The following is a 24,686-nucleotide window of genomic DNA, read 5'->3' as shown; positions in this document are numbered from 1 at the left end:
TGGTTCGCCCAAGTGGCTGGAGGCGCAAAGCCTCCAAGGAACGTTGCTTTATGGCAGGTCTATGCCATTGCATTCTCTGTAAAAATACAGACCAGTTTAGTGCGGCTTGTCTGCTTGCCGATGACGGACTGCATAATGAACTCCCGAAAGGCTCTGCTCTCAATGCTGTCAATACGGAAGGCTACCGCAATGACGAGTTCAAGGCTATACACATCATAGCTGATACGGTCGTTCTTCCTGACATGACGGCGTACACCCTGCTCTTTCAGGATGCCGTCCTTGAATACAGCCTTGACTGCCTTGCGCACATAGCAGCCGAATACATTATACATGTCGGCAATCTCCTGCATGGTCATCCATACAGTATCGGTCGGCATGGATACCGTTCCGCTCTCGCTGATAGTTATAACTCCTCTGTTCATTTTCCAATAGTTTTTTCGTTCGATAATCTGTTCCTTTCTCGCTTGGCAATAAGCTTATCCATGTCATTTGAAATCTTCTGCTCCGTCACCTGCGCATAGACCTGTGTGCTTGTAATGTCTGCGTGTCCCATCATCTTGGCTATGCTGCCGATGGGAATGTCCTCGTTGAGCATCAAGACTCCGAATGTATGGCGGCTGGCGTGGAATCCCAACTTATTACTTATGCCAAGCACCATTCCAAGGGTATGCACATCAAGATAGATGTCTTTCTTCTCACCCAGTGGAAAAACAGGCTTGCTGTCGTCCGTGGTATTGTAGAGCGAAAGAATCTTCTCGGCTATCGGATGGAGTGGCACGAAGAACTCCACGCCTGTCTTCTCTCTTTCCTTGCGGATGAACTTCCTACCCTCGGAGTTCTCACTGATATGGTGAGGGTACAGTTTCTTTACATCTATATAGGATAAGGAGGTGAGCGAGGCAAAAATGAAACATCTGCGTGCAAGCTCCGTTCGCTCGTCAGCCATCGGGGTAGAGAGCATCTTGATGAAGTCTGCCTTGCTGATATGGGTCATCTTCGGGGCTGCCTTCTTCTCATACCCTATCTTGGCTATGGGATTGAAGCGGATAATGCTCCTGTCCACTGCCTTGTACATCAACATGTTCAGCCAGAGAAGGCAATGGTTCACGTAGCTGTCGATACGTCCCTGGTCTCGTTTCAGGAATAGCTTGTATTCCTCCCCGAAATTCTCGTCTATGTCCTCAAAGGCGATGTCGTCCTTATCCAACGAATGGACAAAGGCTCTCAGGTTCTTCTGCCATGTTCGCTTGTGCAGAAAGGTTTGTCTGGCTTTTGAGGTTCGATACCATTCCACGATGGTATCACCAAAGTTCAGCAAGAACCTTCCTGTCGTGTCCTTGTCCTTCAACACTGCCTTCAGCATTTCCACGGTGATGATGCCGTTGGTGGAAAGAAGTGAGTTGTATTTATCCTTGACCTCAGCAAGGAAACTTGCCAATCGTCCGTTGTCCCTTGCGTTCCGTACCTCTCCCTTCTTGGCGTTCCACTCCTGTGGGGTACAGGATATGCCTGTGGAAATGGCTGCACTTTTGCCGTCAACGGTGATGCGGCAAAGTATGTTGGCTGTTCCGTCTGCCTTCACCTTCTGTCTGTTGATGTAAGGCAAAATTGAAAATGTACTTCTGCTCATAGTTGTTGTCCTTATAATATAATAATGTAGTTGAACTGTGAAAAGAAAAGTTGAAAGCCTTGTTCATAATGCGAGAATAAAGTCCTTCTCGGTTGCAGCGATGAACTTGTCCATGTCCTCAAACAGCTTCTTTTGGGTTACTCTCGCATATCGCTGCGTCATCTTCACATCCTTGTGACCGAGCATCTTGCAGATGGTCTCCATCGGCACACCAGCCTCCAGCGTAATGAGGCTGGCGAACGAGTGTCGTCCCGAATGGTAGGAATAGGTCTTGCTCGTTTCCGCCAACTTGCAGATGGTGATGAGATCGATACGAACACGATTCGTGCTCAGCAATGGGAAAAGGGTATCTCTTGCCTCGTCCTCGTATTTCGCCATCAGCTCCAACGCCTCGGGCAGGAGTTTCACCCTGGCAAGTGTTCCTGTCTTCTTGCGGTTATAGATGAGCCATTTGTCGCCATCCTCCAACACCTTGACATTGGCTTTCGTAATGGAAACGGTGTCTATGAAGGCTGTTCCTGCATAGCAGGCGAAAAGAAACATGTCACGGCTAACGGATAGTCTCGGCTTGTCTTCGGGCAGTTCCACATCACGGATTTTTATGAAATCAGACATGCTGAGAGCCTTGGGTGTCGTAACCTTTGGAGTGCCAACCCGATAATGGGCAAACAGCAGGTTCTTGCACAAGCCTCGCTCAAAGGCAATGCGGCACATCTTCTTGAAGAGCGACACATAGATGGTGATGGTTCCTGATGAAAAGCCTTTCTCGTCAAGCAAGTAATGGTGAAAGTCACTGATGAAAGGCTCGGTGAGCTGTCCGAAAGCCAAATCAGTCAACCTATACTTCTCCCCGATGAACTCAGCGAGATTCTTGCGAATCTTTCTGTAAGTCCAGACACTGCTCTTCGACATATCTATGCCCTCATGGGTGCTGAGTTCACTGATATGCTCGTCCACGAAGGAGAGAAGGGTGGTCTGTGTCTTGACGCTGCCCTGCAAGGCCTCCTTGACATCCTTAGCCTCGAAGTCCGTTCTCTTTTCCACAAGCACATCGAAAGCCTTTTGGATGGAAAGCAACAACTGCTCGATGTCCTTGTTGGTCTCCACGGCTTCCTTGCTCTTGCCTTCCAATCGGCTGGCACGAGGATTCCAAAGCGATGGAGTGCAAGACAACTTGCAGGAGAACTGCGCCATAGTCCTGTTCACCGTGATGCGTCCCATGATGGGAGCTTTTCCATTCTTGTCCATTCCGCTCTTTTTTAGGTAGAGCAACACCTTGAATTTTTCGATTTTCATAACGCTTACATTTTGAGTGTGCAAATATAATCATTTTGTAAGCGTTCCTTGATACGCAAAACATTGAGAATCAGCGCAATAAAATCCGTTGATGCACAAAGTCGCCTTTCCGTATTGTTACCTGTTTTGCATAGGTAACTGTGGCTCACGATTTAGTAACTGAACTACTTCAATATTCCTCACTCGCTTGCTTTATGCCGATTTGGCAACTTTGTGCAAATCTGCTCATTCCCAACTGTTTACGTTCCAACCTCTCTTATTCTCCTTTGGCTGCTTTAGAACCTTATGTTAAACATTATAACTCAACGCTATCCAGGCGGAATTTGAGCAAGCCGGCTGGTACCTTAACCATTACCTCGTCACCTGCCTTCTTACCCAGAAGGGCCTTGGCGATAGGCGACTTGATAGAGATTTTTCCACTATGCAAATCAGCCTCATGCGGATTTACGATAACATAACTCATGCTGCACTTGTTGGCGAGATTGGTAATCTTAATCTTGCTCAACAAGCCAACGGTATCGCTCTTCAATCGAGACTTGTCGATGACACGGGCATTCTCCAAAACCTTCTGTTTGAAGCTGATGCGGCTCAACAGTTTGCCCTGCTCACGTTTGGCAGCATGATACTCGAAATTCTCGCTGAGGTCACCCTTGTCGCGAGCCTCAGCAATCGCATCACGAACGGCAGGCAACTCTACGTTTACCATGTGTTGAAGTTCGGCCACGAGCTCATCGTAGCCTTCTTGAGACATATATTCCATTTTTCCTTGTTTTCTAGTTTCTTATTGTTCTTAATGAATGATGATTTTTTATTCGGGGTGCAAAGTTACTAGTAAATCACGAAATCACCAAACTTTTTTAGTGAAAAAGTGAAGAAACTAAAGATTAGAAAAAACAGAGGCATCCTAAATCATTATTTTTGGGTATTGCAGATGTTGATAGATATTCTTACCTTTGCAACCCATTTAGAAGAAAACAACAATATTTAGTAGAAAACAACAATGAGAGAAAAAAAGAAGAAACGTTTTACATGGAAGAAATACCATCGTTGGTTCGGACTTGTACTGTCTGTCTTTATGTTGGTATTCTGCGTATCAGGTATCATTTTAAATCATCGCCAGCTATTCGCCGGTTGTGAAGTAAGCAGAAGTCTGATGCCATCGGCTTATCATATCAAGAATTTCAACAACGGCATCATCAAGGGTTCTATCAAGATCAATCACCGCATCAGCAAAACTCCAAGTGATTCCATCCTGGCGTATGGTTATGGTGGCATCTGGCTTACGGATGCAGAGATGAAAAGCTGGAAAGACTTTAACAAGGGATTACCCAAGAACGTGGATGGCAGGAATATCCGCAACATGGTACAGACGAAAAACGGAGAAATCTGGTGCGCAGCCATGATGGATGTATATCGCTTCGATGGAAAGGAATGGAAGATGTTTCCGCTCGCAGATAATGAAGAGCGTATCGCTGACATTACATTGACCAAAGACAGCACAAGCATCATCGCCATGACCCGTTCTGCCGTTTATGAAATATCCGGAAAGAAGACGGATGCAGCCAACGAAAAGAGGGATGCGATCAGCGAAAAGACGAATGTTACCCGCAAAATCATCGGTCAACCGGAAGGTTTTATTCCGGAAGTTACCCTTTTCAAGACCGTTTGGAACCTGCATAGCGGTGCTTTCTTCGGATTAGCCGGAAGATTGGTGGTGGATGCCATCGCCATCGTACTTATCATCCTTTCGATAACGGGCATCATCCTTTTCATTCTTCCTTACCGTATCCGCCGACAGAAGAGATTACAGGCAAGAGAAAGTATGCTGAAGCTTGGCAAGCAGATGGCTTTCAATGCCAAATGGCATAACAAACTGGGATATGCCACCATCATCCTTACGCTCTGGCTAGCGATAACAGGAATGTGTCTCCGACCACCTTTGATGATACCTCTGGCGATGAACAAAACTACAGAAAAGGTGAAGAATGGAAATGTCTGGCACGATAAACTTCGCGCCATCCGATGGGATGCTGCAGAGGGCAACTGGCTTATTTCTACCTCAGAAGGTTTTCTTCGAGTAGATGAGCATTTCTGCCAGAAGTCGGTTTTATTGGATAAGAAGCAATCACCAAAGATAAGTCCGATGGGCGTGAATGTTTTCGAGAGTGATGGCAAGGGTGGTTGGCTGATAGGATCATTCAGCGGCATGTTCCGTTGGAATCCGGAAAAGAATCTGATTGTGGATTATTTCACAGGGAAAGTCAACCAAGGAAAATCGATGATTCCGATTTCCAGTTCTTTGGTCAGCGGTTATTCCAAGGACTTCTTTGGAGGAAAAGAAGTGATTTTCGATTATAGCAAAGGGGCGAGCTTCGGGAAAACAACCTCTACCCCCGAGTTGCTTTCAGCCACCCCAATGTCACTTTGGAATGTGGCTTTAGAACTCCATGTGGGTAGATGCTATTCTCCATTCTTAGGGCCTCTTTCCGACCTTTTCGTCTTCATCTCCGGCTTGTTGATTACGCTGGTTTTGCTTTCCGGCTACATCATTCTGCATCGGAGAAAGAAGAAGAGCCCCAAACTTCCTCGGAAATCTCTCTAACCAAATCTATCTTTGCCCATTGCTCAGCATCGGTCAGTTTATTGCCGATTTCACAAGAGGCGAAACCGCATTGAGGACTGAGGCTCAGACGATTGAGAGGGATATATTTGGCAGCTTCGTGGATTCTGGCGATGACCGTAGCCTTATCCTCCAACACAGGAGATTTAGAGGTTACCAAACCCAGAACCACCTTCTTGCCATCTGCCACATATTTCAATGGTTCGAAACCGCCCGAACGCTCGTCGTCATACTCCAGATAGAAGGTATCTACATCTTCATGAGCGAAAAGATAAGGAGCCACGGCATCATAGGCACCCTTGGTGGCATAGCAGGAATGATAATTGCCACGGCATACGTGGGTGTTGATAGTCAATCCTTCTGGTTTGCCTTCGATGGCAAGGTTGTTCACCTTCAGATATTGCAGGGCTTCCTGTTCAAGGGTGAAGCCGTTGCCCACCTTTGCTTTCCAGTAATCACTATCCACAATCATTCCCCAGGTGCAATCATCCAGCTGGATGGTGCGGCAACCGGCTGCATAAATCTCTTGGAAGAAGGTGCGATAAGCCTGGGCAATATCCTCTATCAGCTGGGTGGTATTAGGATAGAACTTGCGGGTGTTCTCGGCATTCTTGCCACGAAACAACTCTGCAAGGAACTGAGCCGGAGCAGGAACCGTCTGCTTTGCCTCGAAGATATACTCATCCTTGGCATCCAACTCCTCAAACTGCTTCACAAACAGGAAATCCTTGATAAAAGGATGATCCTCGCCGGTAATCTTGCCGGTCAGTTGGATAGAACCCTTGGTTGTCTCCTCGCCATGAAACTGATAGCCATGCTCCAGTTCGATATGCTCCACGCCATTGAATCCCCACATAAAGTCGAGATGCCAATAGCTGCGGCGGAACTCGCCATCGGTGATATAAGGCAGATGATGCGCCTTCTGCTGCTTGATGACCTCAGTAATCAGACGGTCTTCGATGCTGCGAAGGTCGGTGGCTGAAATCTTGCCATCAGCAAACTTGGCTCTTGCTTCTTTCAACTCTGCAGGACGCAAATAGCTGCCCACTGCCTCAAAATGTATATTTCTTACGTTGCTCATTATTTTATCTCCTATATTTTTTAATGATGAATGACTCTTACTTTGCCATTATCTGATGATGAACGGCTCTTTGCATCCGGAATTGCGAGTGCAAAGGTAAGAAGAAGAATTTTATCTGCCAAATATTCTTCGTAATTCAGAAAAATATGCTATCTTTGCAGCGAATTTGGCAAATTCGTAGAATATTATTCTGTAAGAAACGCTAAAAGGAGAAACAAAGAAACTATAAAACAGAAAGAAAAGGAACAATGGCTACAGAAGAAAATCTCGATGAAATCGATATCAAGATACTCAAGTTGTTGCAGCAGAACTCACGACTCACCGTGAAGGAACTTGCCGCAAGAGTACACCTCTCCCCTTCTCCCACCTTCGAGCGACAGAAGCGACTGGAGCGTGAGGGATACATCCAGCGATATGGAGCGATAGTGGATCATCACAAGATGGGACACAACGTGATTGTGCTCTGTAATATCCGATTGAAGCAGCACACCCACGATTTGATTCAGCAATTCATGGACACCGTGCAAACCATCGACCAGATAACGGAATGCTACAACACCACCGGTGATTACGATTTCCAGATCAAGGTGTATGCCCGGGACATGAAGGATTATCAGGACTTCATGCTCAATACCCTGGGAAATATCGACTGCATCGGAAGTCTCCACAGCATCATCGTGATTGGCGAAATCAAGGATTCGCATTATATCCCTGTGAATCAAAATAAGGAGAAGAGAAATTAAATCAAGAAAGAATGAAAGAGAATAAATATTAAGGAGAAAGAATTATGTTTTGGAAAAAGATCATCATCCTATACTTTGCTCTCCCCATGCTTTGCTGCCTTCCATCCAAGGCGCAGAAGCCGGGAGAAATCGTCAGCGAGCAAACCATCAGAAAACTTGGAGAGAAGCATTTCTTCTCCACATCCCCCATTCCTGATGATATTTTCCACCTGATGCAGGGGAAAACGTATAAGAAAAACTGCACCGTGGCAAGAAGTGAATTGCGATACCTGCGATGCCTGCATGTGGATAAAAAAGGCAGAAACATCGTAGGTGAAATGGTGGTGAACAAGGCGATAGCCGCTGATGTACTCGATATCTTCAGAAAGCTATATAAGGCAAAATATCCGATAGAGCGAATGAGACTTATCGACTACTGGGATGCCGACGACGAGAGGGCGATGAGGGACAACAACTCCTCCAGCTTCAATTTCCGATTCATCTCACATACCAAGACCGTTTCGAAGCATGGCAAGGGACTTGCCGTTGACATCAATACCCTATACAATCCCTATCATAAGCATTTGAAGAATGGCAAGGAAGTGGTAGAGCCAGCTACGGCACGACCTTATCTCGACCGTAGCAAGCACCATGCTTACATGATCAGAAAGGGCGATTTATGCTACCGGCTCTTCAAGGAGAAAGGGTTCCGATGGGGTGGCGACTGGAAACATAGCAAGGATTACCAGCACTTCGAGAAATAAGGACACAAGAAGGCTATGCTGTTGTTGCTTGAGATTCTGCAACAAATAGCATAGCCCTTTATTGTCTAACTGCACTCAATTACCTAACTGTACCAAACAGAATTATAATCTCTGCGGTCATCTTCCTCATTATAGAGGTTCTCATACTCAAGGTTCATTGCCTCGAATTTTTCCTGTGTCTGTTTCATGATAGCCCCTCCTATTACTTTAAGTTAATAAATTCGTTTCTATCTTTTGTATATGCAAAAATAGCAAAAAAATGAATCGATGCTGTCAACTATTCAGAAAACTTTTGTATTTTTGCATCAGAAAGCCATATTTGGCGACATTAAGAACAATTAGAATGAAGAAATAATGAATATGAAGATACTGCATACATTTCGACTCAATCGGGTAAAGTGGCGCCACTGGTTATTGCTGGTACTGCTCCTCCTCGTTACTCTTGCCAAAATGATTCCTCTATGGGGATTCATCTACACCACCCGTATCTATCCGATTATCGGCACACTCCTTTCTCCCATCTCAGGATTTTTTTCTTTTGCCGTAGGCGATATCTTCATCGCTCTCAGCATTGCCTGGGTTATCTTCTATCCCATCTATGAAATAGGATTGAGAAAGAAGCTTGCCAGGCGATACTTCTTCCTGGCAGCAAAGAAAGGCAGCTATCCCAAGAAGAAGATTGTTTTCGGAAGAGTGGCAGAATACCTGCTTTGGGTATATGCCTGGTTCTACATCGCCTGGGGATTGAACTACTCCCAGCCGAATATCTATGATAGAACAGGAATGAAGCCGGTGGAAGTAAGCGAAGCTAAATTCAAGGCATTCGCCTATCAATATGCCGACAGTCTCAACGCTTTAAGCATTTCTTCTGATATTGCTGGGAGTAGCATTTTCTCTGATAGCATCGTAGATGACGGTTTGAAAAATCGGGTGCGGGATGCGGTTCTGAAGGAATATAATAAAATAGGTTATAAGGAGGGTATCAATGCACCTTTCAACCAGCATCCTCATGCCAAGACGATGGTATTCACACCCCTCAGTTCGATGTCGGGCGTTACCGGAAGCATGGGGCCTTTCTTCTGTGAGTTCACGCTTAATGGAGATATTCTTCCCCACGATTATCCTGCCACCTACGCCCACGAGTTTGCTCACTTTCTGGGTGTAGCCAACGAGGGTGAGGCGAATTTCTACAGTTACATCGTGTGCACGGCATCGGCAGATAAGCAGGTGAGATTCAGCGGATATTACCACATTTTCTTCCACGTACTGAACAATGTATTCGATATTCTCGGCGAAAAGGAGGGTGAAAGATTCCTGAAACACATCCGTCCCAAGATTATCCAACTGGCAAAGAGCGACCGCCGCTACTGGCTCAGCAAGCGATGCAAGGCATTGGATGCCGCCCAGGATATCATCTTCGATTTCTACCTCAAGGGCAACCATGTGGCGGAAGGCAGAAAGAGCTATTCGGGCGTTGTCGGCTTGATACTGGCTTGGGAAGAAAAGAAGAAATAATACTTGAATGGTACGATCATATAACCATCCAAAACGGGAAAAGTAAAAAAGCGGGATGCTTTTTTTTTCGATACCAGCTTAATTTTTGCATCATTTTCTTCTTTTAATAGAATGTAGAAGAGAAAAAATGGGCAAAACCTGCCATTTCTTTTGCAAAAAGTATATATTTGCAATCGAATTGCGGATATCAAAAAGATATATCGATATGAAGAAAGAAAAGAATTTTTCAGAAAAGATAGAACCATCGGATAAGAAGGCATTGGAAAGCTTATCGGATGATGAGATTCTGCAGGGCTTCAAGGATGCCAATGCCAGAATAGTGAGGGAGTATTACTACGGCTACTGCCGGGTGGCTTATTGCATCTACGACAAGCGATATGACCTGCAGCACAAGCCAGGCATGGATTTCTTCTCGCTGGCTCACGAGTACTATCTCTATCTCTGCAAACACGACTTCAAGCCTTTGGAAGATAGAAAGCCAAGCATGTCGCTCAAAACATGGATGGTAAACGGCTTCCGGTTCCTGCTGCTGGATAAATTGAAGGAGGTGGTGAAGGAGCATCGTTTCGAGAGTTTCGAAGCACGGCAGGAAAGCCGCAAGATGCAGTTTGACGTGACCGACAACCAGTTTGAGCACGATCTTTACCAGACGATAGAAGATATCGGCAATTTCTATTATGGCAGAGACAGCAAGAACAGCATCATCCTGAAGATGCTCTATATAGAGGGATTCAGGGGCAAGGACGTAGCCGCCCAGTTGGGCATATCCCATTCAGCCGTCACCCAGCGTTGCCAAAAGATGATGCACGATGTGGTGATTCCTTATTTCAAGAGATACTTTGATGCATCGGAATACGGAAGCTATCTGTCGTTCGCAGAGGAAGACACATGTATCGAAAGTGCTCCGAAGATGTCGATGCCGAGAATGAGTTCTATGCCGAGAATGATGGCAGAATGCATGTGCTGCGAGGAAGCGGCAGATAATGGCAATAACATATTTAATAATAAGAATAATATGGAAGATATGAAGAAGGGAAGAATCACTCCTAGCTGGATTGATTCATTAAAAGAGAACGAGATTTTTGTGTTTGGCAGCAATCTGGCTGGCATGCATGGTGGTGGTGCTGCCCGCATTGCCCGCCTGCATTTCGGTGCCGTCATGGGCAAGGGTGTAGGCTTGCAGGGCCAAAGTTATGCCATCCCTACAATGCAGGGCGGCGTGGAAACCATTCGTCCATACGTGGAGGAATTCATTATCTTTGCCCATCAGCATCCCGAGCTACATTTCCTGGTGACCCCAATAGGTTGCGGCATCGCCGGTTTCGAAGCCGAAGACATCGCCCCATTGTTCAAGAGCGCAAAGAAGATGAAGAACATCAGCTTGCCGGAGAGTTTCTGGGAGGTGATAGAGTAATTTTCTGAAGAAAGAGTGAAATATAGGTTTTGAAAGAAAAAGGAAAAGATCATGCAGAACTTGAAAGAAACTTTAGAATCATTTTCCTTGAGTGAGGATACACGGAGAAAAATTCTGAACGAAGACCACCCATTCGGAAATCAGGGCACCCCATTCATCCCTTCTGAATTCAAGGAAATCGCTCAGATAGCTTTAGCCGGTCACTTCCTGGTAAGTACTGGTATCCAACAGGTAACAGTACAACCCACGTGTGTGGAGTTCTACTATCACGAAGAGGCCGAGGGTGGCATCAAAGACCCCATCGTATATCATCGCAACCCCAAGAATGGTTCTCCCAAGAGCATCTTCAAGTTGGGCATCCTGCACAACCATGTTTCAGGAATCGACATCACGTTCGAGAAGGGCACCCATCCCGAAGATGCCATCAGGGCATCCCTGCTGATACGTGAGTTTTCGGTAGATGGAAATCCACCCGACAGTCGTTCCACCTTATTATATGATATGCTTTATTCGCAAGCCTCCATCTTCGATGGCTTCTCCATCAAATGGGTTGATGGAGAAGAAAAGGCAGAGGTAGAAGCTGATGTGCGCAAGAACGTGGCGAAATATGATGAAAACGGACAGAAGATGCAAGCAAAAGAGCATCAGGAACTTCTCGACAAAGGGTTCACCCTGATAAAAGACATGAAGCATATCCAAGACCCACGGCCATGGCAATTTAAAAAGATACAGGTATGATAGCAGATAGAGATACGAATCAGGTATTCGTTTCAGAATGGCTTCCAAAGGTTCATCCCGCATTCTTCAGCCGTTTTTCGGAGTTACTGAAGAATGTCCACATCAATATGGCTCTGTTATCAAACACAGCCGATATCTGGTGTCGTGACTACATGCCGATTCAACTAGCCGAAGAGGATTTCCTGCAATATCGGTATTATCCCGATTATCTCACAAAGAAAGAATCAGACAAGCAATATATCACGGATACAAAGAGCGTGTGCAATGCTTTGAAACTACCCAATATCCAAGCCACCGATTTGATAATAGATGGCGGGAATGTGGTAAAAGCCCATGATTGTATCATCATGACAGAGAAAGTTTTTCATGAAAACGCTCAATATCCGCAAGCAGAAGTATTGAATGAGTTGGAGCATCTATTTCATTGTGAACTCATCATGCTTCCATGGGATAAATATGAGAAATATGGGCATGCTGATGGAATAGTGAAACCAATAGACGAGTCACATCTTCTAATGACCAACTATGCTGATTACGACCAGGAACTTGCAGAAGAATTCGAGCGACGGTTTGCCACCCGTTTTCGGATAGAGAAGCTACATTATCATGTGCAGCGAGCAGATAAGCGAAATTGGGCATACATCAACTTCCTGCAAGTTGGCAACAACATCGTTCTGCCAGCTATCAACATAGAAGAGGATGAGCAAGCTATGGAGCAAATAAAAACATACTATCCATCATGTAATATCTACCAGTTGGATAGTGAAGAGATCATTAAACAAGGCGGAGCCTTGAATTGTATAACTTGGAATATCAAAAAATAATTATCATGGCATTTATACATCACACAGAAGAAGAGCAAAAGCGATTCTGGGAACTCATGAATCGTTTTGAAAACGAGGAAGAGGCTATCAAGAATGGATTCTTTAAAGGATTCACAAGAGAAGAAGTGATATTTATGGGAGAAATGGATGTCGTCGAGTTTGGAAATAAGTATTATCAGCTCTGCTATTACTACATGACTGAATTAGATTTAGATTATTAGCAGCTTATGTTAGGAGATATGATAGGAGATATTGCTGGCTCAAAATATGAGTTCAACAATACGTTTGATTATGATTTCGGGATGTTCGGCGAGGGATGCGACTTCACCGATGATACCATCTGTACGGTAACGGTAGCCGATGCGATACTGAACGGACGAAGCTATCAGGAAAGCCTGCTGGATTGGTGCCGCAGCTATTACGAGGATTTCGATACCCGAGATTATCCGAAAGGCAAGTTCGATGAAACCTGCATGGATGCCGTGCCATTATCTTTCTATCTCCTCTCGCAAGCCTCATTCTTCGAGGATGCCATCCGCCTAGCCATATCACATGGCGGCGATAGCGATACCATCGGTGCCATCGTCGGCTCCATCGCCGAAGCCCGATTCGGTATTCCGCAAGATATGAAAGACAAGGCTATGAACTATCTCCCTAAGAACATGACAAGAATATATCAACAATTTAAAGCCAACAATGAAATAAAGAAAATAGATAAAAAATACAAGAAATAGTTGTTCGCAAGCGAAACTTTCTTACCGACTTTCATCGCCAAAACACATTAAATGCTCTTAAGGAGGTTAAGGAAATGCTAAACCATTCATATACCAGAGAACAAAAATTGGAGCAGATTGAAAAGATTCATGCTCAGAGCCAACGCAATAAATAAAGCCCTCAACATTATAAATAAAAACATAGGTATAAGTGCTCAATGTACTTGTACCTATGCTTTCATTTTCAAAAATCTCTTATTAAGAAATTCAGCTAATCACTCATATTAGCAAATGGCCGTTTTCCCTCATGGCTCAATTTAAACGCTTGAATCATTCGCCACTCAACCATCCTTGAATTTTCCAAAGTCTCTGCCCAGCAAATCACAAAATCATCAACATCTGTCATTTGCCAAATCGCCCTTCCTCCTCCATGCGAAGCTCGCTTTCCTTGACCAAACCTCATGTATGAACGCAAACGACTTCTCATATTCGTTGATTTTCCTATATACAAAATACAGGTTCCGTTAACATATTGTTCTTGTAAATAAGATAGTGAATAACAAGGAGAATCATTTGGAACTTTCACATAACCTCCTAAACTAGAAATACTAAATACCGGTTGTTGGTTATTCCTCCTCAACACTAGGTACACACCATTAGAAGAAGGGACTTCTGAACAACTCTCTTTTAATTCACGAATGGTTTTAAACCCTTTGAATTGCAACGTACAATCCAATTCTTTTGATATTTCAGCAACCATATCTACATTATTTTTATTATAGTGATAACTTTTGCTTGCACTATTTTCTTTTACTGTGTTATTGTTCAAAAAGACATCATCTATAAAAGCACCAAAAGCACCCAAGAGCATTATACTATGTACCCCAAGTAAAAGCAACAATTCAGCCTTTGTTATATCATCATATCTTATACCATAAAATATTACAGATAAAGGCAATATTACAGAATAAGTCCATAATATTTTGTTATACCATTTTCTAGAAAATGCATATTTTCCACCTTCATTTGGATGGAAAATCAAATATAATCCCACAAAAGGGAATAGCATTAATCTTAATAGGCAACCACCCATTACAACAGTTTGAATAAACTTGTTTGAAATATTCCAAGAGTATCCATTAATATTTCCCTTTGAATCTTGGTAAACCTTCATATCTCTACCTCCATTTTTTCTGCAAAAATACAAAAAGTTTTAAAATAATCCTATTTTTCTGCTTATTTTTCTCATTTTGTATAGAAGAAAAGAGAAATAATTTGTTTTTTCGAAAAATAGTCTTAACTTTGCCCCACATTAATAAAGAAAATTATGCAAATGCAAGAATATCAATTGGATTTCGTAACCTATTGCGTTGGCAACTTAGCCGACCGACTGAACATAAGTGCCAGTAAGGTATATAAGATGTTACGGTCAACAGATATCTTAAATGGCTATATGATACCCTGCTATGATGTGCTCCATACTTTCGGCAAGGAGTACATCATGGACGATTTGATAAACTTGTTAAAGAAACGAGGAGCATTGAAATAATCCCAACCTCCTTGTCACGGATATTCCTTTCAAAATTCAAGGCTTCGCAGGAATAGGCAGAGGGCATAATTTCGCATTTCTACTTCACACTACACAGATTCTGTGTAATTAAATGATTTACTGCAACTTTATCCTCTATCCGTGTAGTGTGAAATACAAATGGCTTGCTGTGCTTCTGAGATTTCCGATGAATCATCTTTCTGAATCCAGGCACAAAACGTCAGGACGCCTTTTTGAGAAAGGTTAAATTTATAAAAGCCGATAGATTCACATGTACAAAAAGATGTAACATGCAAAATAATGCCACAAAAATTTGGTGTTATCGAAGAAAAACCGTATTTTTGTGGCAATTAAAACAAGTAATTATGACGAATCATGATTTTTGGATGTCCATCAGCGACATAATCAATGAAGGATTTACATCTGAAGGTCTAGCAAAATTAGATGATTATGCAGAACAATTCAGTACTGGAAAGATCTTATATAAACGATTTTCACCGTCAGAGCAGCTTGGCTGCGTTAAAGGGGGAACAATACATGTTATTGCATCCTTACTCGCGGGAGCAGAAGTTGGCGCAAATCAACTCACTGCGCCAGAACACAGTTTCAAAAGAGAACAGCAACTTGGAAAGATCCAAGAAAAACGCATAGAAAGCTGGGCGAAAAAGGAAGGATGCTGGGTAGATGACACTAGCGTCTACAACCAAACCTTGGGCGAAAAATTAGCGCAAGGTGGTGAAGCTATTGTATATGATAACGGTAATTCTGTACTAAAAGTAATCGGCCTTGACTATTTCATACAGCCAATTTTTGCTTTGGACAGAATTTCGTTACACAATGCTTACTTTGAACAAACCAAGATGTTTGTATTGGGATTCGGTAGAAACTCTATGGGCGACTTTATGATTATTGTTACCCAAACTTTCTTTCAAGGTAACCAAATGCCCGAAGAAGATATTGAAGAATATACGGAACGTATTGGATTTAAACTGGTGAATCCAAGAAATTGGACATACTCCACACCAGGTATATACCTAAGTGATATGCACAACGAGAATGTTTTTCGTGGCATTGATGGAGTGGTTTATGTCATAGATTGCGACATCCGAATAAACACACCAGAACTAAAGGCTGGTGGCACACGAACTTTAACAACAGAAGTTGAAATTATAAAATAATAAAAATATGGCAACAAGAGCTATATTGGCAATGATTGAAGAATTCAAGAAAAGAGGATTGATATAAAAAAATAGCAAAAGCAGCACGATTTATCATGCAGCTTTTGCTATTCCCATTTTATTTAGTTTACTCGCTTGCAGGTAATTCTCTGCTTATACTGAGGTCCATTCTTTATTTCTCCTCAAAGTAACTCCCAGCTTCCATCTTGCAATCCATCGCACGGCACTTGTTGTAGCGCTCTCGGGCTCTGTTTTCTCTTGCAAACATCGCCTTGGTGCCAGCCTCATCTTCCGAGAACTGGAGGTGATTGTCAATGCCCATATTCTGAGCAATACTCTCTACATCAAGATCATCGGTGCCGATGAAGGTAAAGGTCCAGTTCTGTTTCTTCAGCTTCTCAATGAGGTTCTTGATCATCTTCAAATCATACTCCTCGCTGCAGTTCTCCTCACCATCCGTAATGATGGTTACCAATACGCTGTCGTCCTCGGTGGTCAGGGCGTTGATCTTGGCAATACCCATGCCTATGGCATCATAAAGAGGGGTACCGCCACATGGGTTGTAATCCCTTGATTTCAAAGGGTTGGCATGGCGGGCAGACACATTATCATAGAACAGATTCTTGTGGGTGCTGTCGAAGGTGATGAGCGTTACACGCTGCTCCATGTTCTTATGCGTCTTCTGCATTTTCTGAATCGTGGTCAGGGTCTCGTTGATGCCCACCAGTGCCTGGCGCTCGATAATACTCATGCTGCCACTCTCATCCACTACCAAAAGATTGAATACCCGTTTCATAACTTGTTTCTCCTATTAATTTTAATTGTTCAACATAATCTTATCTGTAAGAAGAGGAATCTTCCCTGCTTCTATTTATCCCTTTAAAGAAAGAATAGAGGGAAAAATTAAGAAAAGGTACATAAAAAATTTGCTTGTATCGTTATTTTTTGTAATTTTGCAGAAAATAAGAAACAAGAGTATGGGCAATATGAAATATCCGATAGGCATACAGAGCTTTGAGAAAATCATCACAGAAGGATATCTTTATATAGATAAGACTCAGATGATTTATGATATGGTAGAAAATGGCAAGATTTACTTTCTGAGTCGTCCCAGACGATTTGGAAAGTCACTTCTCGTATCTACACTGGAATGCTATTTTCAAGGCAGAAAAGATTTGTTCAAGGGCTTAGCCATTGATAATCTGGAAACCGACTGGAAGCAATATGCGGTATTCCACCTTGACTTCAACGGCAAGGATTTCACACAAGCAGGTCAGCTGGAGAAGACGCTGATTGATTTCGTTGAATCGCAGGAAGCCATCTACGGCAAGGCCCCCTTTGCTTCCACCCTCGGCGACAGATTCATTGGCGTACTGAGAAATGCCCACGAAAAAACAGGACTTCGCGCCGTTGTCCTTATTGATGAATACGACAAGCCTCTGCTAGACGTATTGGATTCTACACTGAAAACAACCGATGCAGATGGCAACGAGCGGCTGTTGGAAGATAGGCATCGGGAAATTCTGAAAGGTTTCTACAGTGTATTCAAGGCTGCCGATAAAGACCTGCAATTCGTTCTGCTTACGGGAGTTACCAAATTTTCGCAAGTAAGCGTATTCAGCGGTTTCAACCAACCCGAAGATATCAGCCTTTCTGCCCACTTCGATACGCTTCTCGGCATCACTGAAGACGAGTTGCAATCAACCTTTGCGCAGCAAATCACAGAAATGGCCGAGGAATATGATGTTTCAAAGGAAGAAATACAGATAAAACTGAAACGCCAGTTTGATGGTTACCATTTCAGCCGCAGGATGCGAGGCGTATATAATCCTTTCAGTATCTTGCGCGCCTTCAAGGAAATGCTCATCGATGACTATTGGTTCAAAACGGGTTCGCCCACCTATCTGGTTCGCCTGCTAGCTCATAGCGATGAAAACATCAACGAACTGGTGGGGAAATATTATCCCACCAAGGATTTCGACGATTACAAGGCCACCGTAGAGCGTCCTTTGCCAATGATATATCAAAGCGGATATCTGACTATCAAGGGATGGTCAAGGAATACCAATTCCTATCTGTTGGATTTTCCGAACGATGAAGTTAGAAGGGGATTCATCAGTTTGCTGGCAGCAGATTATCTGAAGCCAAAGGTTTCACCAGATTCCTGGGTTCTACAGGTAATCGAAGCATTGGGAAAGGGAGAATGCAAAAAGCTGCATCAGCTGATGGTTTCTTTCTTTGCCAGCATCCCTTATTCCCAACGAAGAAAAGATGATGAACGTGAGAAGGAGCGTTATTTCCAATATACATTCTATCTGGTATTGAGGATGATCAGCTCCTATACCATCTTCATTGAAAAAGAACAGAGCGAAGGAAGAGTAGATTGCATCATAGAAACTCCTCTATACATTTATATATTTGAGTTTAAGAGGGATGGAAGCGCAAGAGAAGCACTCCAGCAAATCGAAGATATGGGATATGCTCGGGAATATTTATCAGATAAGAGAAAGATATTCAAGATAGGATGCAGTTTCTCATCAAAAACAGGAACAATAGATGATTGGGGAGAGAACTGAATCTCTCTCCGATTGCATTTTATAAATCACATATTTATTATATAAGGAGATAAGGAGATGAAAGAAATATTGATAGTAAGCATCGGCAGCTTCTTCGGGGGCGGCATGAGATATTGGATTTCAAAGATGGTGCAATCCTGCACGGTGATTGCCTTTCCTTTCGGAACAATGGCGGTGAATGTGGCAGGATGCCTCATCATCGGGTTTCTCTCGGGATTGAACTGGAGGGAAGGGGGATGGATGTCGCCATCTGCCAAACTGCTGCTCACCACGGGGTTCTGCGGAGGATTCACCACCTTCTCTACCTTCATGAACGAGGGGGCGGGATTGATGAAGGAGGAAAATTACCTCTATATGATGCTCTATCTCTTCGGAAGCCTGGCACTGGGACTCGTCGCCGTGCTCGCCGGGCACTATCTGGCGAAGATTATCGCATAAAACACTTCAGAAAACAGAAAGAAGAAGAACCCGGATTGCCGAGAAAGAAGACCGGAGAACAGAAAGAAGAAGAACCCGGATTATCGCATAAAATACAGAAGATAGGATTCCATCAGATGAAGAAATGATGAAAATTCTATCTTTTTTATTATTTTATATTTTCAAAATGCCTTAATTACGAAATTTATTCGTAAATTTGCAGAAAATAATCTGCACTCGACAATTTGAAAGCAGCTTTCATTGTACTCGTTTGCTTAATTTTTGCACCAATGAATACATTAGATACAAACAATATAAAATGGAGCGAGAATGTGATCATCGCTGATGCCGATTATATCGACAAAGTGGCTTTCGACCTGACTGTCAACTTCGAGCGAATGATCAACCGACGCATCCAGCCAGCTGACATGGCACAATGGGCAGTGTGCATTGCCCTCGACGGAGGTCTCAGAGAGGGTGAGCACGAAACGCAAGTGGTACTTATCCATGATAAGAAATCCATAGCAATGAAGAATTTCCGCCCTTCCAACTATGAGAAGGATCTCAACGCCCAGGCTTTCAAGGATGATAAGCTGGGAGAATTCATATTTGCCTCTTATCCTACCGAGGAGAAGATGGTGGGAAAGGATGAATTCCTCGTAGAAGTGGCACGCACCGTATGCAACACCAAGGAGGTGAAAAGGGTGATGGTGATTCCGAACTCGGAAGATGGAGATGCCTACGACCAGCTGAGAGATATGCTTCGCAAGGTGGAGGATGACGACAAGCGCATCACCCTCTTCGCCATGCAACCCATGCCGGGAGGAAACTTCCGACAGGAGATTCTGGGTTACTCGCTGATGAACGCCCTCGGAATCTCGGCAAAGGAGATAAAATAAACATTAAAATAATAAACATAATAATAAAAAACAAGATTATAAATGAGTAGAGTACTTATGATTGGCGCTGGTGGCGTGGCTACCGTGGCTGCCTTCAAGATTGTCCAGAACCAGGACGTTTTCACCGAGTTTATGATTGCTAGCCGTCGCAAGGAAAAATGCGATAAGCTGGTTAAGGATATCCACGCCAAGGGCTACAAGATGGATATTCAGACGGCTGAGGTGGATGCCGACGACGTTGAGCAGTTGAAGGCTCTCTTTAATAGCTATAAGCCTGAGCTTGTCATCAACCTCGCTTTGCCTTACCAGGACCTCACCATCATGGATGCCTGTCTGGCTTGCGGTTGCAACTATATGGATACCGCCAACTATGAGCCAAAGGACGAGGCTCACTTCGAGTACTCTTGGCAGTGGGCTTACAAGGATAAGTTCGAGCAGGCAGGTCTCTGCGCTATCCTCGGCTGCGGTTTCGACCCAGGTGTATCCGGCATCTTCACCGCTTATGCTGCCAAGCATCACTTCGATGAGATTGAGGTGCTCGATATCGTGGATTGCAACGCCGGAAACCATCACAAGGCTTTCGCAACCAACTTCAACCCAGAAATCAATATCCGCGAGATTACCCAGAAGGGACTCTGGTACAAGGATGGCGAATGGATTGAAACCGACCCTCTGTCTATCCACAAGCCACTCACCTACCCTAACATCGGCCCTCGCGAGAGCTATCTGATGCACCACGAGGAGTTGGAGAGCCTGGTGAAGAACTACCCTACCATCAAGGAGGCACGCTTCTGGATGACCTTCGGTCAGCAGTATCTCACTTACCTTGATTGCATCCAGAACCTCGGCATGAGCCGCATCGACGAAATCGAATACGAGGCTCCATTGGCAGATGGCTCAGGCAAGACAGCCAAGGTGAAGATTGTTCCATTGCAGTTCCTCAAGGCAGTATTGCCTAACCCACAGGATCTCGGCGAGAACTATGATGGCGAGACATCCATCGGTTGCCGCATCCGTGGTAAGAAGGATGGCAAGGAACGTACCTACTACGTATATAACAACTGCAAGCACCAGGAGGCTTACAACGAGACAGGCATGCAGGGCGTAAGCTACACCACTGGTGTGCCAGCCATGATTGGTGCGATGATGTTCCTGAAGGGTATCTGGAAGAAGCCAGGCGTATGGAACGTAGAGGAGTTCGACCCAGATCCATTCATGGAGCAGTTGAACAAGCAGGGATTGCCATGGCACGAGGTGTTTGATGGCGATTTGGAGATTGATTAAACTTTAAACATGAAAAGAATATGGCAAAAGAGATAGAAGAGGGCAAACTGACCCCCAACGAGGGAAAACTGAAAGCCCTCCAGGCAGCCATGGCGAAGATTGAGAAAGACTTCGGCAAGGGCTCTATCATGAAGCTCGGCGATGAGCACGTCGAGAATATCGAGGTAATTCCTACGGGCAGTATCGCTCTCGACAATGCATTGGGCGTAGGCGGTTATCCAAGGGGACGTATCATCGAAATCTATGGTCCTGAATCTTCTGGTAAGACAACATTGGCCATCCATGCCATCGCAGAGGCTCAGAAGGCTGGCGGTATTGCTGCCTTCATCGATGCCGAGCATGCTTTCGACCGCTTCTATGCTGCCAAGCTGGGCGTGGATGTGGATAACCTGTGGATTTCACAGCCTGACAATGGTGAGCAGGCATTGCAGATTGCCGATCAGCTGATCAGCTCTGCTGCCGTAGATATCGTGGTAGTTGACTCTGTAGCTGCCCTGACTCCTAAGAAGGAAATCGAGGGCGACATGGGCGATAACGTGGTAGGTCTTCAGGCACGATTGATGAGCCAGGCACTCCGCAAGCTCACTTCTACCATCAGCAAGACCAACACTACCTGCATCTTCATCAACCAGTTGCGCGAGAAGATCGGTGTGATGTTCGGCAACCCTGAGACAACTACCGGTGGTAACGCCTTGAAGTTCTATGCATCAGTTCGCCTGGACATCCGCAAGGCAACAGCCATCAAGGACGGCGAGGATGTGGTAGGTAATCTGGTTCGCGTGAAGGTAGTGAAGAACAAGGTGGCTCCTCCTTTCCGCAAGGCGGAATTCGACATTATGTTCGGCGAAGGTATCAGCCGTGCCGGCGAGGTATTCGGTTTGGCAGTAGCCAACGGCATCATCGACAAGAGCGGCAGCTGGTACAGCTACGGCGGTTCAAAGCTCGGACAGGGTGCAGATGCCTGCAAGGCATTGCTCAAGGATAATCCTGAGCTTCTCGACGAGCTGGAGGCAAAGGTTCGTGAAGCACTCGCTGCCAAGGATCAGAAGTAAAACTCAGATAAGGTAAGTTACACCTTATTATATATAGGGACATTATCTGGAAGAAAGAGTTCCCTAAAAACGAAATAGGAATCAAGATATGAGGAATGCGACATTTTATCGCTTCTTTTATCTTGATTCCTTTTATTTTGTCAGTACCTGACTGACAGCTTGTCAGCCGAAATCAGGAAAACACAGAAAACAAACAGCCAAATCCAGAAAAAAATCCATTGGCACACGCTTTGTTAGTTAGAAAGCGTGAACGCTGAGTTCAGGAGGTTCCCGATAGATGCATATCTTCGGCAGACTTCCCCGAAGGCAGCGATTCATGAGATAAATAACATATTAATAACGAAAAAATAAAAAAAAGATATAATCATGGGAAAAGTAATTGGAATTGACTTGGGTACCACAAACAGTTGTGTTGCCGTTTTCGAAGGTAGCGAACCAGTTGTAATCGCTAACAGTGAAGGTAAGCGTACTACTCCATCAGTAGTAGGTTTCGTTAAGGATGGTGACCGCAAGGTAGGTGATCCTGCTAAGCGTCAGGCCATCACAAACCCTAAGAACACTGTATATTCTATCAAGCGTTTCATGGGTGAGACATACGCTCAGAGCCAGAAGGAAGCTGAGGCAATGCCTTACACAGTGGTAAACGAGGGTGGTTATCCACGTGTTGAAATCGAGGGTCGCAAATATACTCCACAGGAGATTTCTGCAATGGTTCTCCAGAAGATGAAGAAGACTGCAGAGGATTATCTCGGACAGGAGGTTACAGATGCTGTCATCACAGTTCCTGCTTACTTCTCTGACTCTCAGCGTCAGGCAACTAAGGAGGCTGGTCAGATTGCAGGTTTGAACGTTCAGCGTATCGTAAATGAGCCTACAGCCGCAGCTTTGGCTTACGGTGTTGACAAGGCTAACAAGGATATGAAGATTGCCGTATTCGACTTGGGTGGTGGTACATTCGATATCTCTATCCTGGAGTTCGGTGGCGGCGTATTCGAGGTACTTTCTACCAATGGTGATACTCACCTGGGTGGTGATGACTTCGACCAGGTAATCATCAACTGGTTGGCTGATGGTTTCAAGGCAGAGGAAGGCGTAGATCTCCGCAAGGATCCTATGGCTATGCAGCGCTTGAAGGAGGCAGCTGAGAAGGCTAAGATTGAGTTGTCTAGCTCTACATCTACCGAAATCAACTTGCCATACATCACAGCAGTTGACGGTATGCCAAAGCACTTGGTTAAGACTTTGACCCGTGCACAGTTCGAGCAGTTGGCTCACAACCTGATTCAGGCTTGTCTCGTACCTTGCCAGAATGCCGTTCGTGACGCTAAGCTCTCTACATCAGATATCGACGAGGTTATCCTGGTTGGTGGTTCAAGCCGTATCCCAGCCGTTCAGACACTCGTTAAGAACTACTTCGGCAAGGAGCCTTCTAAGGGCGTAAACCCAGATGAGGTAGTAGCAGTAGGTGCAGCTATCCAGGGTGCCATCCTGAACAAGGAAGAGGGTGTTGGCGACATCGTATTGCTCGACGTTACTCCATTGACTCTCGGTATCGAGACCATGGGTGGTGTAATGACCAAGCTCATCGATGCTAACTCTACCATCCCTTGCAAGAAGAGCGAGGTATTCTCTACAGCAGCTGATAACCAGACAGAGGTTACCATCCACGTATTGCAGGGTGAGCGCCCAATGGCAGCTCAGAACAAGAGCATCGGTCAGTTCAACCTGACAGGTATCGCTCCAGCTCGCCGTGGTGTTCCTCAGATTGAGGTTACCTTCGATATCGATGCCAACGGTATCTTGAACGTATCAGCTAAGGATAAGGCTACCGGTAAGGAGCAGAGCATCCGCATCGAAGCTTCATCTGGCTTGAGCGAGGACGAGATCAACCGCATGAAGGCTGAAGCAGAGCAGAACGCTGCTGCTGATAAGGCTGAGCGCGAGAAGATCGACAAGATGAACCAGGCAGACAGCATGATCTTCACCACCGAGAACTTCCTGAAGGATAACGGTGATAAGATTCCTGCAGACAAGAAGCCAGGCATCGAGCAGGCATTGCAGCAGTTGAAGGATGCTCACAAGGCAGGTGATGTTGCAGCCATCGATTCAGCTATCAACAACTTGAACACCGTAATGCAGGCAGCTTCTCAGCAGATGTACCAGGGCGGCCAGCAGGCAGGTCCTCAGGGTGCACAGGGCGGCCAGCAGGCACAGCAGGGTGCTAACGATGGCGCTCAGGATGTACAAGACGCAGATTTCGAGGAGGTTAAGTAATCTCTCTCATCATAGAGAAGTTATTAGATTAGCATAAAGATCAAAGGCGTGTAAGGCTCTGAAAATGAGTTTTACACGCCTTTTTTCGTGTCTTTATGTTTTTTTATATATCTGCTTATGGATTAATCGCAGAAAAATAT

The 24,686-nt window shown here is 44.7% G+C and carries 24 protein-coding genes; 17 read left to right on the top strand and 7 right to left on the bottom strand.

The annotated features are described in order from the left end of the window. Positions 1 to 59: 59 nt before the first annotated feature. The 4 genes from CFT61_RS13655 to greA form a co-directional block, all read right to left on the bottom strand. Positions 60 to 422: a hypothetical protein gene (locus CFT61_RS13655; RefSeq protein ID WP_077154748.1), complete on the bottom strand. Its 363-nt coding sequence runs from the start codon at positions 420 to 422 to the stop codon at positions 60 to 62. Continuing rightward, positions 419 to 1,630: a site-specific integrase gene (locus CFT61_RS13650; RefSeq protein WP_089544957.1), complete on the bottom strand. Its 1,212-nt coding sequence runs from the start codon at positions 1,628 to 1,630 to the stop codon at positions 419 to 421. Before CFT61_RS13650 ends, CFT61_RS13655 begins: the two co-directional genes overlap by 4 nt. Before the next feature lie 63 nt (positions 1,631 to 1,693). Next, complete coding sequence (locus CFT61_RS13645) at positions 1,694 to 2,926, bottom strand: site-specific integrase (protein ID WP_089544956.1); 1,233 nt, start codon at positions 2,924 to 2,926, stop codon at positions 1,694 to 1,696. 295 nt (positions 2,927 to 3,221) lie between these two features. After that, complete coding sequence (gene greA, locus CFT61_RS13640) at positions 3,222 to 3,686, bottom strand: transcription elongation factor GreA (RefSeq protein ID WP_089544955.1); 465 nt, start codon at positions 3,684 to 3,686, stop codon at positions 3,222 to 3,224. 240 nt (positions 3,687 to 3,926) lie between these two features. On the opposite strand from greA, the gene CFT61_RS13635 reads away from it, so the two are divergent. After that, positions 3,927 to 5,528, top strand: a complete 1,602-nt coding sequence (locus tag CFT61_RS13635) for a PepSY domain-containing protein (RefSeq protein WP_089544954.1) — start codon at positions 3,927 to 3,929, stop codon at positions 5,526 to 5,528. Here CFT61_RS13635 and CFT61_RS13630 read toward each other — a convergent pair. After that, positions 5,473 to 6,627, bottom strand: coding sequence for a 5-methyltetrahydropteroyltriglutamate--homocysteine S-methyltransferase (locus CFT61_RS13630; RefSeq protein WP_089544953.1), 1,155 nt, complete (start codon positions 6,625 to 6,627; stop codon positions 5,473 to 5,475). The two genes, CFT61_RS13635 and CFT61_RS13630, sit on opposite strands and share 56 nt — an antisense overlap. A 248-nt stretch (positions 6,628 to 6,875) precedes the next feature. Here CFT61_RS13630 and CFT61_RS13625 point away from each other — a divergent pair, with 248 nt between their 5' ends. The 8 genes from CFT61_RS13625 to CFT61_RS13595 all read left to right on the top strand — a co-directional run bounded on the left by CFT61_RS13625 (position 6,876) and on the right by CFT61_RS13595 (position 13,338). Beyond that, the gene (locus CFT61_RS13625) at positions 6,876 to 7,370 is read left to right on the top strand and encodes an Lrp/AsnC family transcriptional regulator (RefSeq protein ID WP_089544952.1); all 495 of its coding nucleotides are present in this window, start codon (positions 6,876 to 6,878) and stop codon (positions 7,368 to 7,370) included. Positions 7,371 to 7,414: 44 nt separating this feature from the next. Further along, entirely contained in the window at positions 7,415 to 8,113 is a 699-nt protein-coding gene (locus CFT61_RS13620) for a M15 family metallopeptidase (RefSeq protein WP_089544951.1), read from the top strand. Positions 8,114 to 8,467: 354 nt separating this feature from the next. Next, positions 8,468 to 9,628, top strand: coding sequence for a DUF3810 domain-containing protein (locus CFT61_RS13615; protein ID WP_254918985.1), 1,161 nt, complete (start codon positions 8,468 to 8,470; stop codon positions 9,626 to 9,628). A gap of 1,024 nt (positions 9,629 to 10,652) precedes the next feature. Next, the gene (locus CFT61_RS17045) at positions 10,653 to 11,042 is read left to right on the top strand and encodes an A1S_2505 family phage non-structural protein (protein WP_119249637.1); all 390 of its coding nucleotides are present in this window, start codon (positions 10,653 to 10,655) and stop codon (positions 11,040 to 11,042) included. Between the two features lie 51 nt (positions 11,043 to 11,093). Next, the gene (locus tag CFT61_RS17350) at positions 11,094 to 11,780 is read left to right on the top strand and encodes a hypothetical protein (protein WP_089544949.1); all 687 of its coding nucleotides are present in this window, start codon (positions 11,094 to 11,096) and stop codon (positions 11,778 to 11,780) included. Next, the gene (locus CFT61_RS17345; protein ID WP_254918984.1) at positions 11,777 to 12,604 is read left to right on the top strand and encodes an agmatine deiminase family protein; all 828 of its coding nucleotides are present in this window, start codon (positions 11,777 to 11,779) and stop codon (positions 12,602 to 12,604) included. The genes CFT61_RS17350 and CFT61_RS17345 overlap by 4 nt, the downstream gene beginning before the upstream one ends. Positions 12,605 to 12,609: 5 nt before the next feature. Next, positions 12,610 to 12,825: a hypothetical protein gene (locus tag CFT61_RS16650; RefSeq protein WP_142990642.1), complete on the top strand. Its 216-nt coding sequence runs from the start codon at positions 12,610 to 12,612 to the stop codon at positions 12,823 to 12,825. A 6-nt stretch (positions 12,826 to 12,831) separates the two neighbouring features. Then, on the top strand, positions 12,832 to 13,338 hold the full coding sequence (locus tag CFT61_RS13595; protein ID WP_089544948.1) for an ADP-ribosylglycohydrolase family protein: 507 nt from the start codon (positions 12,832 to 12,834) through the stop codon (positions 13,336 to 13,338). 250 nt (positions 13,339 to 13,588) lie between these two features. On the opposite strand, the gene CFT61_RS13590 is transcribed toward CFT61_RS13595, so the two are convergent. Further along, on the bottom strand, positions 13,589 to 14,491 hold the full coding sequence (locus CFT61_RS13590; RefSeq protein WP_089544947.1) for a hypothetical protein: 903 nt from the start codon (positions 14,489 to 14,491) through the stop codon (positions 13,589 to 13,591). Positions 14,492 to 14,650: 159 nt separating this feature from the next. On the opposite strand from CFT61_RS13590, the gene CFT61_RS13585 reads away from it, so the two are divergent. Beyond that, a complete protein-coding gene (locus tag CFT61_RS13585) occupies positions 14,651 to 14,866 on the top strand; it encodes a DUF3791 domain-containing protein (RefSeq protein ID WP_089544961.1) in 216 nt (71 codons plus the stop codon). A gap of 365 nt (positions 14,867 to 15,231) precedes the next feature. Beyond that, positions 15,232 to 16,044 (top strand): hypothetical protein, encoded by an 813-nt coding sequence (locus tag CFT61_RS13580; protein WP_089544960.1) that lies wholly within the window; start codon positions 15,232 to 15,234, stop codon positions 16,042 to 16,044. Positions 16,045 to 16,216: 172 nt separating this feature from the next. Here CFT61_RS13580 and CFT61_RS13575 read toward each other — a convergent pair whose 3' ends face one another. Next, positions 16,217 to 16,840 carry a vWA domain-containing protein gene (locus CFT61_RS13575; RefSeq protein WP_089544946.1) on the bottom strand — a complete coding sequence of 208 codons (624 nt, stop codon included), beginning with the start codon at positions 16,838 to 16,840 and terminating at the stop codon, positions 16,217 to 16,219. A gap of 190 nt (positions 16,841 to 17,030) precedes the next feature. Here CFT61_RS13575 and CFT61_RS13570 point away from each other — a divergent pair, with 190 nt between their 5' ends. From CFT61_RS13570 to dnaK, 6 genes are all read left to right on the top strand, one after another. Next, positions 17,031 to 18,620, top strand: coding sequence for an ATP-binding protein (locus tag CFT61_RS13570; protein WP_089544959.1), 1,590 nt, complete (start codon positions 17,031 to 17,033; stop codon positions 18,618 to 18,620). Positions 18,621 to 18,677: 57 nt separating this feature from the next. Next, positions 18,678 to 19,058: a fluoride efflux transporter CrcB gene (gene crcB, locus CFT61_RS13565; protein ID WP_089544945.1), complete on the top strand. Its 381-nt coding sequence runs from the start codon at positions 18,678 to 18,680 to the stop codon at positions 19,056 to 19,058. Between the two features lie 269 nt (positions 19,059 to 19,327). Then, positions 19,328 to 19,936 (top strand): DUF6621 family protein, encoded by a 609-nt coding sequence (locus CFT61_RS13560; protein WP_089544944.1) that lies wholly within the window; start codon positions 19,328 to 19,330, stop codon positions 19,934 to 19,936. Between the two features lie 42 nt (positions 19,937 to 19,978). Beyond that, a complete protein-coding gene (locus CFT61_RS13555; protein WP_006848470.1) occupies positions 19,979 to 21,220 on the top strand; it encodes a saccharopine dehydrogenase family protein in 1,242 nt (413 codons plus the stop codon). A gap of 20 nt (positions 21,221 to 21,240) precedes the next feature. Beyond that, complete coding sequence (gene recA, locus CFT61_RS13550) at positions 21,241 to 22,272, top strand: recombinase RecA (protein ID WP_089544943.1); 1,032 nt, start codon at positions 21,241 to 21,243, stop codon at positions 22,270 to 22,272. Between the two features lie 366 nt (positions 22,273 to 22,638). Continuing rightward, positions 22,639 to 24,546: a molecular chaperone DnaK gene (gene dnaK / locus CFT61_RS13545; protein WP_089544942.1), complete on the top strand. Its 1,908-nt coding sequence runs from the start codon at positions 22,639 to 22,641 to the stop codon at positions 24,544 to 24,546. Positions 24,547 to 24,686 lie beyond the last annotated feature (140 nt).

This window comes from Segatella copri, from assembly GCF_002224675.1.
Taxonomy (GTDB): domain Bacteria; phylum Bacteroidota; class Bacteroidia; order Bacteroidales; family Bacteroidaceae; genus Prevotella; species Prevotella copri_U.
Note: the sequence above shows the minus strand (reverse complement) of the source record. Positions and strands in the feature narration are given on the sequence as shown.